Source organism: Rhodanobacter sp. UC4451_H18 (genome assembly GCF_052978225.1).
Window position 1 is genome coordinate 780120 of record NZ_CM129663.1, and the last position, 15020, is coordinate 795139.

11 protein-coding genes are annotated in these 15020 nt (G+C 66.3%); 4 read left to right on the forward strand and 7 right to left on the reverse strand.

Going from position 1 to position 15020, the window contains the following annotated elements:
- Positions 1–202 precede the first annotated feature (202 nt).
- From ACVCMG_RS03860 to ACVCMG_RS03870, 3 genes are all read left to right on the forward strand, one after another.
- Positions 203–2137, forward strand: coding sequence for a site-specific DNA-methyltransferase (locus ACVCMG_RS03860; protein WP_447114912.1), 1935 nt, complete (start codon positions 203–205; stop codon positions 2135–2137).
- Complete coding sequence (locus tag ACVCMG_RS03865; RefSeq protein ID WP_447114913.1) at positions 2130–4511, forward strand: DEAD/DEAH box helicase family protein; 2382 nt, start codon at positions 2130–2132, stop codon at positions 4509–4511. The genes ACVCMG_RS03860 and ACVCMG_RS03865 overlap by 8 nt, the downstream gene beginning before the upstream one ends.
- Before the next feature lie 614 nt (positions 4512–5125).
- Positions 5126–5452, forward strand: a complete 327-nt coding sequence (locus ACVCMG_RS03870) for an XVIPCD domain-containing protein (RefSeq protein WP_447115388.1) — start codon at positions 5126–5128, stop codon at positions 5450–5452.
- Between the two features lie 3 nt (positions 5453–5455).
- Here the strand turns inward: ACVCMG_RS03870 and ACVCMG_RS03875 are convergent, their stop codons facing one another.
- From ACVCMG_RS03875 to ACVCMG_RS03905, 7 genes are all read right to left on the reverse strand, one after another.
- Positions 5456–6313: a ferritin-like domain-containing protein gene (locus ACVCMG_RS03875; protein ID WP_447114914.1), complete on the reverse strand. Its 858-nt coding sequence runs from the start codon at positions 6311–6313 to the stop codon at positions 5456–5458.
- 87 nt (positions 6314–6400) lie between these two features.
- Positions 6401–7876 (reverse strand): amidophosphoribosyltransferase, encoded by a 1476-nt coding sequence (purF, locus tag ACVCMG_RS03880; RefSeq protein ID WP_395117665.1) that lies wholly within the window; start codon positions 7874–7876, stop codon positions 6401–6403.
- 30 nt (positions 7877–7906) lie between these two features.
- The gene (locus ACVCMG_RS03885) at positions 7907–8614 is read right to left on the reverse strand and encodes a CvpA family protein (RefSeq protein ID WP_447114915.1); all 708 of its coding nucleotides are present in this window, start codon (positions 8612–8614) and stop codon (positions 7907–7909) included.
- An 84-nt stretch (positions 8615–8698) separates the two neighbouring features.
- Positions 8699–9727 (reverse strand): SPOR domain-containing protein, encoded by a 1029-nt coding sequence (locus ACVCMG_RS03890; RefSeq protein ID WP_447099174.1) that lies wholly within the window; start codon positions 9725–9727, stop codon positions 8699–8701.
- A 76-nt stretch (positions 9728–9803) separates the two neighbouring features.
- Positions 9804–11078, reverse strand: coding sequence for a bifunctional tetrahydrofolate synthase/dihydrofolate synthase (folC, locus tag ACVCMG_RS03895; RefSeq protein ID WP_447114916.1), 1275 nt, complete (start codon positions 11076–11078; stop codon positions 9804–9806).
- A 90-nt stretch (positions 11079–11168) separates the two neighbouring features.
- Positions 11169–13700 carry a heavy metal translocating P-type ATPase gene (locus ACVCMG_RS03900; RefSeq protein ID WP_447114917.1) on the reverse strand — a complete coding sequence of 844 codons (2532 nt, stop codon included), beginning with the start codon at positions 13698–13700 and terminating at the stop codon, positions 11169–11171.
- The gene (locus ACVCMG_RS03905) at positions 13697–14122 is read right to left on the reverse strand and encodes a heavy metal-responsive transcriptional regulator (RefSeq protein ID WP_447114918.1); all 426 of its coding nucleotides are present in this window, start codon (positions 14120–14122) and stop codon (positions 13697–13699) included. Before ACVCMG_RS03905 ends, ACVCMG_RS03900 begins: the two co-directional genes overlap by 4 nt.
- A 124-nt stretch (positions 14123–14246) precedes the next feature.
- Between ACVCMG_RS03905 and ACVCMG_RS03910 the strand changes: the two genes are divergently transcribed.
- On the forward strand, positions 14247–14909 hold the full coding sequence (locus ACVCMG_RS03910) for a YajG family lipoprotein (RefSeq protein ID WP_447114919.1): 663 nt from the start codon (positions 14247–14249) through the stop codon (positions 14907–14909).
- Positions 14910–15020: the final 111 nt, after the last annotated feature.

The window sequence follows — 15020 nt, forward strand, 5'->3', positions numbered from 1 at the left end:
TGGAGCACGGCGCAAGGGACGCGCCGAGCGCGCAACCGAGAGCGGCCCGCGATACTGTTAGGGGTGGCGCAGGCGGTGAGATGGCGCTGGGCTACGGTCCGGCGCTCGCTCCGGTCTCTGGGGCCGGGCTGGACGCCACAGTTCAACCTCGGCCGAAGGTGTTCCAAGGGCGGCCGATGATCACGACGAATGGGGCGAGTGGATGAATTACGAGGACCTGTCTAGGGCAGCGCTGATCAAGCTGCTGGCGGAGCACGACGAAACCTTGGCAGTTGCTGGCAAAGACGGCATCGTGATGAGCTATGCCGGGCGCACGGCGCCCTGGCAGATCATCCGGCAGGTCAAGCCCAAGCTGTGCCAGATCAACAAGAGTGCATCGGTCGGCCCCGAGCAAGAACAGATCCTCAATGAGATCTGGGACGGGGAGAACCTGTCGGCCATGACCACGCTCTACAAGTATCGCGGCCAAGTGGACTTGGTGCTCACCGATCCGCCTTACAACACCGGTTCGGATTTCCGCTACAACGACAAGTGGGACAAGGATCCGAACGATCCGGACCTTGGCGAACTGGTGCCCGAAGACGACGGCTCGCGCCACAGCAAGTGGCTGCGCTTCATGGCGCCGCGCTTGTGGATGATGCACGCGATGCTCAAGCCGGGTGGAGTGATGGCTATCTGCATCGACCACCGGGAGTTGTATCGCTTGGGGATGCTCATGGATGAGATCTTCCGCGAAGAGAACCGCCTAGGCATCATCAACTGGCAGAAGTCGGCAGCTGCTCGGCCGGACAACAAGCATGTGTCCACCGCCACTGAATATGTCCTGGTCTACTCCAAGGGCATCGACCGCGCGAAGACCGCTTCCCTGGAACGCACCGAAGCCGACAACAAGCGGTATGGAAACATCGACCAGGATGTTCAAGGCGAGTGGCGTGAGGGGAACTTGACGGCGAAAAGCTATTCCGCCAAGGACGACTACGCGATCCAGTCCCCCTTTACCGGCGAGATCCACTACCCGGCCGGCGAAGGCGCGTGGCGCCACCCCAAGAAGAACATCATGCAGTGGCTGGCGATGTGGGGAAGCCCATACGAGGAACGCAGCATTTCCGACGGGCGCCAACCGGCACTGATGGTCAAGGGCGCCCAGGTCGGCCAAGTGCCGAAAAAGGTGTCGGCTCGGGCCCTTGAGCGACTGGCGCAACCGAGTTGGCCCTTCGTCTGGTTCGGCCGGGAAGGAGAAGGCCGGCCGCGCGTCAAGACTTACTTGAAGAACATCAAGAAGGGCAAGGTTCCCACGACCTACTGGGCGGACGACAGCGAAGTGACCAGCGAACTGGATGTTGGCTCGACTTCGTGGGGCTTTAGCGAGTCTGGTCGGTCCGCGGACGGGGTGAAGGAGCTAACGGAAATCGTAGGACCAGGGCACGGGTTCACCACGGTGAAACCCATGAAGCTGATGACCAAGATCATCCAGCTTTGGTGTCGCCCTGACGGCATAGTGATGGATCCGTTCGCTGGATCCGGCACGACTGGCCACGCCGTGCTCGCGCTCAATAAAGACGCTGGCGCCAAGCGCCGCTTCATCCTCATCGAGCAGGGCAATACCGACAAGGGCGACCATTACGCCAAGACCTTGACCGCCAATCGCTTGAAGCGGGTGATCACCGGCAACTGGAAGTCCGGAAAGCGCGAGCCCTTGGGTGGTGGGTTCCGCTTCATCTCGCTCAAGCGCGAGAAGATCGATGCCCAGGCCGTCAACGCCCTGGAGCGGGAGGAAATGATCGACCTCCTGCTGACCAGCTACTGGGACAAGGCCGAGAAGGCCAGGTCCTACCTCAAGCGCCTGCCGGTTGGCGAACACAAGCACCTCTTCGCCGTGAACGCACGCGAAGAAGGGTTCTACCTGGTGTGGACCTCGGGCGACCAGCCGTCCTCGCTCACTCGGGCGGTGTTCAAGGAAATTGCCAAAGAGGCCAAGGACAACGGCTTGGCACCGCGCTACCACGTTTATGCCGCCTTGGCGCCGTATACCGGCAACGATATCGAGTTCTACAAGATCCCCGATCGCGTGCTCGAGCATATAGGTTTCAACACCAGGGCCGACGCATACAACAACGAGGACGGCTTGGATGCTTGAACTCAAACCCTTCCAGATCCTCGCAGCCAGGCAGATCGCCAACCGCTACGCCGCTTTCGCCAACCACCCTCATCGCCCGGTCCACAAGGGCACCAAGCCCCGACCGTTCTACCAAGCGCTGTCGGCCATCACTGGCGCAGGCAAGACGCCGATCCTGGCCGAAGCGGTGACGCTCATGCGCCTGCACTTCCCGGCCGAGCCCATTGTGTTCTGGATGTCCAAGGCCCGTTCCGTCGTCCAGCAGACATACACGAACTTTGAAGATGGCGGGAAGTATTCCGCGATCGTTGAAGACTTCCGCGTGATCCACGCCGCGGACCTGGAGCCCAACATCATCAGCGATGGCACGGTGCCATTGATCGTGATGGCCACCACCGGGCTGTTCAACAACAAGGAACAGGCCGACGGCGCACTCAACATCTACAAGACCGATGAAGACCTGTTCGGCGACAAATCGCCCTGGGAACGGTTGATCGAGCGAGACAGTGATGGTGTTCGCCGCCCACTGATCATCGTCTACGACGAAGGCCACAACCTGTCCGACCAGCAAACCGCGATCCTGGCCGAACTTGAACCCGACGCATACCTGCTGGCGTCCGCCACGCTCCAGTTGCCGACGAACTTCGCCAAGTCCGTCCTCAACCCCCTGCTCCAGTGGGTCGAAGAAACAGCCGAAGAGGACGATGGCCCCGCCTACTTTGGCAAGCTCAACGCCATGGACAATACCGGTGCAGTCGCACCCCATGCGTTTGCCACCACAGCCGTTGATAGCAACGCCGTGATCAAGGCCGAGTTGATCAAGACGGCCATCCAGTTCGACGGCAGCACGGCATCCATGGAGCGTTGCCTGGACGACTTGTTTGAGCGGCTTGGTTTGATCGAGCAGGAAATCGCGACCCGCGCCTTGACCATCACGCCCAAGGCCATCTATGTCTGCAAGACCAATATCACCGATGAGGGCGATCGCGACGACCCCACCAAGCCGTTTGCACACCGCAATGCGCCCCCCATCCGGATCTGGCGCTACCTGGTGGAAGCCAAGAAGGTGGATCCGGCCAAGATCGCGATCTATGCCGACCTGAAATTCATCGAGGGCACCAAGCCCGAAGAAGTGAATCTGTTCTCCAGAGGCGAGAACGATTTCGATGAGTTCCAGGCGGGCGACTTCCAGCACATCATCTTCAACCAGGGGCTCCAGGAAGGTTGGGATGATCCGGCGTGCTACCTGGGCTACATCGACAAGAGCATGGGGTCCAAGATCCGGGTCGAACAGATCATCGGCCGGGTATTGCGCCAGTTCGACGCCAAGCACTACGACACCCCGATCCTCAACTCCGCCCACTTCTTCTTGCGCGTGGACAAGAAGAATGTCTTCACCGACACCATCGATGCGGTCAAGGTCAAGCTGCGCGAGGGCGGCGCGGCCATCGAAATTGTCCAGTCCTATGGGGCCGGGGATGGAGGCTCGGACGAACTCCACGCCAAAGACGATGTGGAAGTGGTGCTGCACCATGTCAATGCCGACGCCGACGATGCAATCGCAGCAATCGGGGAGTTGATCTCGCACTTCCCCACCATCAAGGAGGGCGACCCCGACACCTTGGGCGAGGCCCACCAGAAGTCTGCTTTTGTGGATCTGGAGGACCTGGGTAAGAGTGATGCGGCCGAGTGGCAGACAAGTGGTCACTCCAACCGGGTGCGGCTGCGCTGGCTCGTGAACATGGCCATCCGTAGCCGCTCGCGTGGCGCCCAGGCGGTGGTGGATCTCCAGTCGCCCAAATTCGACTTGCGGGTGGAGGCCAACAGCAACGCCCATGTGTGGGCGGAGAAATTGGCTCAGGAAATAGTATCCGCTTACTACCAGCGCACCGATCTGGTTTACGAAAGCGCCAAGCCCTTCGTCTTTCCTCCCATGCGCGTGCCCAAGAAGGCGCCTGCATTCGTCAATGGGCTGTATGAGCGCTACAGCGGTTTCAACAAGTTCGAGTTGCTGTTCGCCAATGCCCTGGATGAATTGGGCCACGTCTGGCATCGCAACCCCAGCAATGGCGGGTTCCGTATCCCGCTTCTGACCGAAGGCGACAGCGCCTCGTTCTACCCGGACTTTATCGCCTGGAAGGGTAAGTTCGTGTTCTGCCTGGACACCAAGGGCGGGCACTTGTTGACCGACGCGGTGGCGCGAAAGCTGTTCGACATCCAGGACGAAGGGATCACCAAGATCCTCACCAGGTTCATCACGGAGGGCAAGCAATCCAAGCTGGGCGAGAAGCCGGCCAAGGGTGGCTATACCGTCTGGAAGATGAAGGCTGGCTCGCCTGCTGCCGTCCACCACACCTCCATCGAAGCTGCGGCCAAGGAGTGCTTCAAGGTCTGATTTCGGCACGGCGCTCCGTTTTTCGTCTTCCATCTATCTGTTATCGGGCTTCCTGATAGGGGTATGACAAACCCCATTGGGCTATAGCTCTTCCCGGTTTCCTGATGCATGACCATGGAGGGCTCTCCCCCAGCAAGGCTCTGGCCCTTGCCTTCAGTCTTTGCTCTTTCCTGCCGACCGACCGAAGGCAAAGGCTCCCCAGCCCCGCGGGTGCGGAGGGGGCCCTTGCCGGGTCGGCCAACCCCCGCTGGAGCGGGAGGACCATCGTCGGCGCGACGCACGAGCTGATCGGCGTCGCTACGCAGGGTTCACCCCAACAATCTGGGCGGGTCGGGGGTCCCTGCACCGGTTTCCCGGCGGCTCTCCCCTAGGCTCCGACCCTGGTCGACCGTCGCCGACCATATTCAACCTAGCCCTTCGCTTTATATGGCCGATCCGGGAAGGGACACAAAGCCTTCCAACGCGATCATCAGCTTGTCGTCGACGGCAAGGTCGGAGCGCGGACGCAGCGCGCGCTCGATCTTGCCTTGCGGCACAGGGACCGCGTCGCCGTCATTCCGCTGGACGAACTGCGCCACCCGGGTCACACGCTGTACCAGCAGGCGCTGGCGGGAGTGCGCCGGATCGACGCACAGCTCAGCCGACACTCCGATACGCGCAGCAGGAATCTCGCCGCGGCGCTCACCGTGACCGCACGCCGCGAGGGCCTGGAACGGATTGATCAGGTCGCGTTGAGCGGGGATGGCGAGCGTGCATTCGCGCTGCAGGACAGCTTGCCTGCGCGAATGGCGCATGTGCAAACCGCCGGCGCAACGCGCACCTCGATCATGGAAAGCAGCGCCGCCTGGACGGAAGCGAAGCAGCAAATCGTCCCAAACTCGCCGGCACCAGCGGAGGTGATTCCGTCGATACCGCCGGGTCCACAAGTGCCCGGACGTTGAGCGTTACGCCCGGTTGCGCGTCGCTGACGGTTCGACCGGTTCGCGATCTTTGTGCAGGCCTGCGGCGAGACTGGCGAGCCTGTCCAGTTCCTGCGCGGTGAACCCCGCCTCGATCCGCGCCGGGCGATTGAACGGCCCGCGCAGGTCGACGCCCATGTAGTCGCGGATCAATCCGAAGAACGTTTCCACCGGCTCGATACCGTCGCGCTCGCAGCAATGCAGATACCAGCGCGTGCCGGCGGCGACGTGGGCAACTTCCTCGCGCAGGATGACTTCCAGGATGGCGACGGTGCCCTCGTCGCCCAGCTGGCGCAGGCGCTCGATCATGCCGGGGGTGACGTCGAGCCCGCGCGCTTCCAGCACGCGCGGCACCAAGGCCATGCGCGCGGTGTCGCTGTCGGCAGTTTTCTCGGCCATTTGCCACAGGCCGTCGTGGGCGTCGAAATCGCCGTAGGCGTGGCCCAGCTCGCCCAGCCGCGCGGACAGCATCGCGAAGTGACGCGCTTCGTCGTGGGCGCAGCTGGCCCAGTCGCGGTAATAGTCGTGCGGCTTGCCGCGGAAGCGGTAGACCGCGTCCCAGGCGAGGTTGATCGCGTTGAACTCGATGTGCGCCACCGCATGCACCAGGGCAATGCGGCCTTCGGCACTGCCCAGCCCGCGCTGCGGCAGCTGACGCGCATTGACCAGCCGCGGCCGCTCGGGGCGACCCGGCGGACCGATCGGTTCGGGCGCAGGCGATGACGCATCGGCCTGCAATTCGCCGCGCTCGAAGGCGCGCCACGTCTCACGCGTCAGACGCAACTTCTCGTCGGGCTCGCTGGCGTCAAGGCAGGCTTTGGCGGCGGCATGCAGATCGGACATGGGTTTCCCTGCAGGAGCGCACCCTGTGCGCGACGCTTTTCCCGAATCCCGGCAGAAAAGCATCGCGCACAAGTGCGCTCCTGCGGTTTACACGGCGCGCCGCGCAGCCTTGGCGTCGTCGGAGCGCAGCATCTGGATCTGTTCCAGGTACTGGTCGTCCAGGCCGGTGACGTATTCGCCGGAGAAACACGAGGTATCGAAGTGCTCGAGGTTCGCGTTGCCGTCGCGCACCGACCACTCGAGATCCTTGAGGTCCTGGTAGATCAGCCAGTCGGCGCCGAGCAGCTTCTCCACTTCCTGCTCGGTGCGACCGGCAGCGACCAGCTCGCTGGTCGAGGGCATGTCGATGCCGTACACGTTCGGGTAGCGCACCGGCGGAGCGGCGGAGGCGAAGTAGACGTTCTTCGCCCCGGCATCGCGCGCCATCTGGATGATCTGCTTCGAAGTGGTGCCGCGCACGATGGAATCATCCACCAGCAGCACATTCTTCTTGTTGAACTCCAGGTCGATCGCGTTGAGCTTGCGGCGCACCGATTTCACCCGCTCGCCCTGCCCCGGCATGATGAAGGTGCGGCCGATGTAGCGGTTCTTGACGAAGCCCTCGCGGAACGGCACGCCGAGCACGCCGGCCAGCGCGCTGGCGGCGGTGCGCGCAGTGTCGGGGATCGGGATCACCGCGTCGATGCCGTGGTCGGGGCGCTCGCGCAGGATCTTCGCGGCCAGCTTCTCGCCCATGCGCAGACGCGCCTTGTATACCGAGACGTCCTCGATCATCGAGTCCGGCCGCGCCAGGTAGACGTACTCGAAAATGCACGGCGTGTGCACCGCGCCCTCGGCGCACCGGCGGCTGTGCAACTGGCCCTGGTCGGTGATGATCACCGCCTCGCCCGGCATCACGTCGCGCAACCGCTTGAAACCCAGCACGTCCAGCGCCACCGATTCGGAGGCCACGGCGTACTCGTGCCCTTCGGCGGTAACGCGCTCGCCCAGCACCAGCGGTCGGATGCCGTGCGGGTCGCGGAACGCCACCAGGCCGTAACCCAGCAGCAGCGCGATGCAGGCGTAGCCGCCGCGGGCTCGGGCATGCACGCCGGCCACGGCCTTGAAGATGTGGTCGGGAGTCAGCTCCATGCGGTCCTGGATCTGCAGCTCGTGCGCGAGCACGTTGAGCAGCACCTCGGAATCGGAATCGGTGTTGATGTGGCGACGGTCGCCTTCGAACATCTCGCGCCGCAGTGCGTCGGTATTGACCAGGTTGCCGTTGTGCGCGAAGGCGATGCCATACGGCGAATTGACGTACAGCGGCTGCGCCTCGGCCGAACCTTCCGAACCGGCCGTGGGATAGCGGCAATGGCCGATGCCGATACGCCCGCGCAACTCGCCCATCGCCCGCTGGCCGAACACGTCGCGCACCAGGCCGTTGCCCTTGTGCAGGCGCAGGCGCGAGCCCTCGACCGTGGCGATGCCGGCCGCGTCCTGGCCGCGATGCTGCAGCACCGTCAAGCCGTCATAAAGCGCCGACGCCACTTCCGTGGTACCGACGATGCCGATGATTCCGCACATGATGGATGGCCTGTTTCGGGAATGCTGATTCTATGGTTGCCGCGCGGGCGGCGGCGTGCTGGCGGCGCTGGCCGGCGCAGCGGGAGCGCCTTGCCGTCCGGAAATGGGGGCGTGCAGCCGCTCGCTCAAGCCGTCCACCCGCTTGAGCAGTTCGGCCGGAGCCACGCGCTCGAGCAGGCTCGGCGCTGTCGACGAGCCGGCCGGCCCGTGCGGCAGCACCGGCGCCGACTTGAGCTTGTCCAGCACTGCATCGGGATGCAGGTGATCGCCCACGCTGGCCGGGATGTTCTGCCCCAGCCACGCCGCGGCGACCTGGAACTGCGGCAACAGCACGGATTGCTGCCACCACGGCTCGCGCGTCACCGCGGTGAGCCCTACCAGGAACACCAGGATGGTGACTACCAGCGCGCCACGCACGAAACCGAACAACACGCCCAGCACGCGATCCACGCCGGTCAGGCCGGTGCTCCAGATCAGCCGCCGGGCGGCGAAGCGCACGAGCATGCCCAGCAACAGGATGCCGAAGAAGCAGATCGCGTAGCCGAGTCCGATCCGCGCCATGGGCAGCGAGATCGAATTCTGGAACAAGGCCGCCACATCCGGCCCGAACACCGCCGCCATCCAGAAGGCGGCGATCCAGGTGGCCAGCGACAACACCTCCGCCACCAGTCCGCGCATCAGGCCGATCAGCACCGACAGCGCAAGGATGGCCAGAATGATTCCGTCGAGCCAGTTCATCCGTTCAACCGGCTCGCGCGGACGCCGCGCCCGGCATATGACCGCGTCGCCGGCGTACCTTCATCACCGCGGCCGCGGTGTCGTTCAGGGCACCGAAACGACATTGCCGTCGATGCCCAGCTTGGCCTTGATCTGGTCGTGCACGCGCTGGGCATCGGCACGCTGGGTCTGCGGGCCGGCGCGCACGCGCCACAGGGTACGGCCACCGGACTGCACAGAGTCGACGAAACCGTCGAAGCCGGCCGCGCGCAACTTGTCGCGCAGGGCGGTCGCGTCGGCCTGGCTGCTCACCGCCGCCAGTTGCACCGCCCAGCCGCCGGCCCTGGCGGCATGGGTGGCCGTCGGCGTGGTGCTCGTGGACGTCCCCGCGGCATCGCCGTCCTGCTCCACCTTGGCCGGCACGCCGGGAATCGCCTGGGTGATCTTCAGGCGCGCCGCCTCGGCGGCCGTGCGCGTTTCGAATGGACCGGCGGTGACCAGCGTGCGCGACTGCCCGGCCCGCGTGATCACGCGGCCCGATACCGGGTAGCCCAATGCGCGCACCCGGCTCTGCAACTTTGCCGCGCCACTGGCGCTGGCGTAGGCGCTGAGGTTGATCGTGTAGCTGCCGTGTGCCGCAGCCGCCGCGACCGGTGCCAGCGCGGGTGCGGGCGTCGGCTCGGCCGGTTTGGCCGCCGGCCGGGTCGGCTCGCTGGCCGGCGCGGGTTTCGCTGCGACCGTGGCTTTCGGCATCGGCGCGGCACCCGTGTCGCGCTGCGGGATCACCGGTTGCGCCGGCGAGGTGCCGCTGCCGGTCGTCACCGTGGTCGGCGCGGGCGTCCGGCCTGCCTGGGGGTCGAGTTCCACGTCGCGCGGGCGGTTCGAGTCGATGGTGACCGTGGCGATGCGGTCGCCCGACGCCGCGGCGGTCGCCGCGCCGGCCGGCACGCTGGCGGCGGCGGACGGGTCGAGGCTCATCGTCCTGGTTTGCAGGTCGCGGTCGGGCGCAGGCGGAATGGCCAGGCTCACCGAGCGGTCACCGCCGGGGGTGGGCGGGCTGTCGGTGAAGAACATCGGCACAAAGATGACCGCCAACGCTATCAGGACGGCAGCTCCCAGCAGGCGTGTTTTCAAGTTTTCGCTCCCAGGCGGCGAACGCGATGCGCAATATGGCGATTATACCTGCCGGCGCCCGGCGCCATGCGGCGGCTCACGGCGCATGTTCAGCCATCACCGCGCTGGCGACGAAAAACGAGCCGAACGCCAGGATGCAGTCGCCCGGCTGCGTGGCCTGGCGTGCCGCAGCCAGTGCGGCAGCCACGTCGGGATGGGCGTCGAACGATGCTTGCGGCAAGGTGGCTTTCAGCTTCTCGGACAGCGCCGCCACGTCCATGCCACGCGGCGAAACCTGCTCCAGCCCGGCCAGATGCCAGTGCGCGATGCGCGCACCCAGCGCGCCGATCACCCCGGCCACGTCCTTGTCGGCCAGCGCACCATAGACGGCATGCACTGCGCCATGCGCCGATGCGTCCAGCCACTCGGCCAGCGCCCGCGCGGCCTGCGGATTGTGGCCCACGTCCACGAACACCGGCGGCTCGCCGCCCAGCGCCTGCAGTCGCGCCGCGATCCGCACGTCGTGCAGGCCGGCGCTGGCCGCGGCGAACAGGGTGCTGGGCGAGAACGCCTCGTCGCCCAGTGCATGCAACGCGGCGATCGCGGCGGCGGCGTTGGCGTGCTGCACCGGCGCGGCGAGATAGGGATCGGGCAACTCCATCGCACTGCCGTCGCGATGGCGCCAGCGCCAGCCGTCCTCGTGGCGCTCCACGCTGAAATCGATGCCGGCGCGCTCGACCTGCGCGCCACGTTCGGCCAGCGCTGCAAGCAGGCCATCGGGCGGATCGAGCTGGCCCACGATCGCCGGCCGACCGCGGCGCGCGATGCCGGCCTTCTCGCGGCCGATGCTGTCGCGGTCGGGGCCCAGCCACTCCATGTGGTCCAGATCCACGGTGGTGATCACGGCCACGTCCGCATCGATGATGTTGACCGCGTCGAGTCGGCCGCCCAGCCCCACTTCGAGCGCCGCCACGTCGACACCGGCGCGGGCGAACAAGTCCACCGCCGCCAGCGCGCCGAACTCGAAATAGGTCAGCGGAATCTCCGCGCGCGCCGCCTCGATGCGTTCGAACGACTCGATCAGCGCGGCATCGGTGACCGGCACGCCGTCGATGCCGATGCGCTCGTTGTAGGCCAGCAGATGCGGCGAGGTGAAGGCGCCGACGTGCCAACCGGCAGCCTTCAGCATCGCCTCCAGCAGCGCCACGGTCGAACCCTTGCCGTTGGTGCCGGCCACGGTGATCACCCGCGGCGCCGGCCGTGGCGCGCCCATGCGCTGCCATACCTCGCGCACGCGATCGAGCCCCAGTTCGATGGTGTGCAGGTTGACGCGATCCTGATAGCTCAACCACTCGGCGAGGGTGCGGGGCATGAACGGGTTACTCGATGAACAGGCGAAGGGGTCGCCCATTGTCGCCGAACCCGGCGCAGGAACGCACCGATCAGACAGCCGGCACTGCCCTCACAATCCCGCGCCACGCAACCGCAGCGCGTTGCTCACCACCGACACCGAACTCAGGCTCATCGCCAGCGCGGCGATCATCGGCGACAAGGTGATGCCGAACCACGGATACAGCACGCCGGCCGCCAGCGGCACGCCGACGGCGTTGTAGACGAAGGCGAGGAACAGGTTCTGGTGGATGTTGCGCACGGTGGCCTGCGACAACCGGCGCGCGCGCACGATGGCGCCGAGCTCGCCCTTCACCAGCGTTATCTGCGCGCTCTCCATCGCCACGTCGGTGCCGCTGCCCATCGCGATGCCGACATCGGACGCGGCCAGTGCCGGCGCGTCGTTGATGCCGTCGCCGGCCATTGCCACGCGACGGCCTTCGGCGCGCAACGCGTTGACCACGGCGGCCTTGTCGGCGGGCGAAACGTCGGCATGCACCTCGTCGATGCCCAGCGTGCGCGCCACCGACTGCGCGGTGGTGGCGTTGTCGCCGGTGAGCATCACGATGCGCAGGCCGGCGGCATGCAGCGCCTGGATGGCGGCGGGCGTGTCCGGCTTGATGCGGTCGGCCACCGCCAGCAGCGCGGCGAGACTGCCGTCGACGGCGAGGAACATCACCGTGGCGCCGTGTTGGCGCAGTTGTTCCGCGCGAGCGTTGGCATCGTCGCCGATGGCGGCATGCGACTCGGCCATCAGCCCGGCATTGCCCAGCGCCACCGTGCTGCCATCCACCGTCGCGCTGACGCCGCGCCCGGTCAGCGAGCGGAACTCCGTGGCCGCCGGTGCCGCCACGCCTTCGGCCTCGGCGGCAGTGACGATCGCGCGGGCCAGCGGATGCTCGCTCGGCCGCTCCAGTGCGGCGGCCAGCGCCAGCAGGTGTTCGCGCGGCTGGTTGCCGAGGACCACCAGTTCGGTCAGTGCCGGCTTGCCTTCGGTCAGCGTGCCGGTCTTGTCCACCACCAGGGTGTCGATGCCGCGCAGGGTTTCGATCGCGCCGGCGTCCCTGAACAGCACGCCGTGCTGCGCACCGCGCCCGCTGGCCACCATGATCGAGATCGGCGTGGCCAGGCCCAGCGCGCACGGACAGGCGATGATGAGCACCGACACCGCCGCGATCAGTGCATGCGTGAGGCGCGGTTCCGGCCCCACCATCGCCCACGCGGCGAACGCCAGCACGGCCACCACGACCACCGCCGGCACGAACCACGCCGCCACCTTGTCGGCCACGCGCTGCAGCGGCGCGCGGCTGCGCTGCGCGGCCGCCACCAGCGCCACGATCTGCGCCAGCATGGTTTCGCCGCCGACCTTCTGCGCGCGCATGGTCAGCGCGCCATCCTGATTCACGGTGCCGCCGGTGAGCGCATCCTCCTTGGCCTTGACCACCGGCATCGGCTCGCCGGTGAGCATCGATTCGTCGACATGGCTCTCGCCCTCGATCACCACGCCATCGACCGGCACCTTCTCGCCGGGGCGCACGCGCAGCACGTCGCCGGCCTGCACTTGCTCCAGCGGGACGTCGGCCTCGCTGCCGTCGGCAGCGATCCGCCGCGCGGTTTTCGGCGCCAGCCCCAGCAGCGCCTTGAGCGCCGCGCCGGTGCGCCGCCGCGCGCGCAGCTCCAGGAAATCGCCCAGCGTGACGAGGGTGACGATCACCGCTGCCGATTCGAAATACACCGCAACACGACCATGCGCATCGCGGAACCCCGCCGGGAAAATCCCCGGCAGCAGGAACGCCACCGCGCTGTACAACCATGCCACGCCGGTGCCCAACGCGATCAGCGTGTACATGTTCGGCGACCACGGTTTCAGCGAGCGCCAGCCGCGCGCGAAGAACGGCGCGCCGCCCCACAGCACCACCACGCTGGCCAGCACCGCCTCGACCCACACCGCCACGCCATCCCACGGCGCGGGCAGATGCCAGCCAAACAGATGCGGCCCCATCGCCAGCGCAAACACCGGGAGGGTCAGCGCCACCAGCCACCGGAAACGCCGCGTCATCGCCAGCAGCTCGCCGCCGTCGTCCTCGTCCAGCGAGGGCATCATCGGCTCCAGCGCCATGCCGCATTTCGGGCAAGAGCCGGGGCCGACCTGCTGCACTTCCGGGTGCATCGGGCAGGTGTAGATCACGCCCGCAGGCACGGCCGGCGCGGGTTTGCGTTCGCCCAGGTACGCGGCCGGGTCGGCCACGAACTTCTCGCGGCAGCGCGCGGAGCAGAAGTGATACGGATGGCCGTCGTGGTCGGCGCGGTGCTTCGCGGTGTGCGGGTCCACGCTCATGCCGCAGACCGGGTCCTTCGCCAGGTGTGCGCCATGCGCAGCCCCGTGTGAGGCGGGGTCATGATGGTGCGCCGCAGGCTGGGCCAGGTAACGCGCCGGTTCCGCCTCGAACCTGGCCTTGCAGCCGCCGCAGCAGAAATGGAAGGCCTGCCCGTCGTGCATCGACTGATGTTTCGACGTGGCCGGATCGACCGTCATGCCGCAAACCGGGTCAATCACCGCCGAAGGCGTGTCGTCGCCGCCGTGGCAGCAGGCATGCGCGTTCATGGCGACACCTCCTCACCGCTGAGCGCGCGCAGGATCGGGCATTGCTCCGGCTTGCCGTGCCCCGGGCACGATGCCACCAGCTCCGCCAGGCCGTCGCGCACCCGCTGCAGCTCGGCGATGCGCTGCTCGATCGCCGCCAGCCGCTTCTGCGCGCGCTGTTTCACCGCTTTCACCCCGCGCTGGCGATCTGCCGACAGCGCCAGCAGCTCGCGGATCTCTTCCAGCGTGAAGCCCAGATCCTTGGCACGGCGGATGAAACGCAGCTGCGTGATCGTGCCCTCGCCGTAACTGCGATAGCCGGAGGCACGCCGCTGCGGCTCGGGCAACAACCCTTCGCGCTCGTAATAACGGATCGTGTCGATCGCCACGCCGACGCGCCTGGCGACGGCACCGATGGTCAGGGAGGAGGCTTGCGTGTTCATGGGCATAGTCTAGACCTTGGATCAAGGTCTAGAGTCAAGCATCAGCTTCCCTTTCGTCGCGACATTTGCGACAACTCCTTCGTTCCATTCAGATCCACGACATCATCGCTACAGGGGAAAACGCATGAAGCATCTCGTTCACGGCCTCGTCGCCGTCTTTGTCCTTGCCCTCATCTCAGGCTGCGCAACCACGCGCACCCGGATGTCGCTCGACGTGCCATCGCCGGGTTCGGCCGTGGTCAGTGGCGGCAAACCAGTGGTCATCGACGCCATCCATGACGTGCGCGTGTTCGAAACCGATCCGGACGACCCCAGCACGCCATCTTTGAAGAAGGGCGCCAGCTACGCGCTGGATGCAACGCAACGCAAGCAGGCCATCGCGCGCAAGCGTGGCGGCTTCGGAAAGGCATTCGGCGACATCCTGCTCAAGCCCGGCCAGAACGTGGAGTCGGTGACCCGGCAGTTGTTGACCAATGCATTTGCCAGCCGCGGCTACAGCGTCGTGGATGCAGCCAGCGCCCCGGCGAGTGCGCCACATGTCAGCGTCGACATCCGCCAATTTTGGGCGTGGTTCACGCCCGGGTTCTGGAGCGCCAGCATCGAGGCGAAGCTGGACACCTTGCTCAAGATCGACAGCCCGCAGGGGCATCGCCAGGTGACCGTGAAGGGATACGGCCACAACTCCATCCAGGTCGCTCGCGAAGCCAACTGGCAACTGGCCTACCAGCGTGCATTCGAGGATTACCTGAAACAGTTCGCCGACGCCGCCAACAACAACGGGCTCTGAGTCAGGCGTAAAAGCCATAAGAACGCCATCTGCGTCACTGGAGGACAGGAAGCGGCGTGCATACGCGCCGCGTGAAGGTGTTGAACCCCTCTCCCCTCGGGAGAGGGGTAG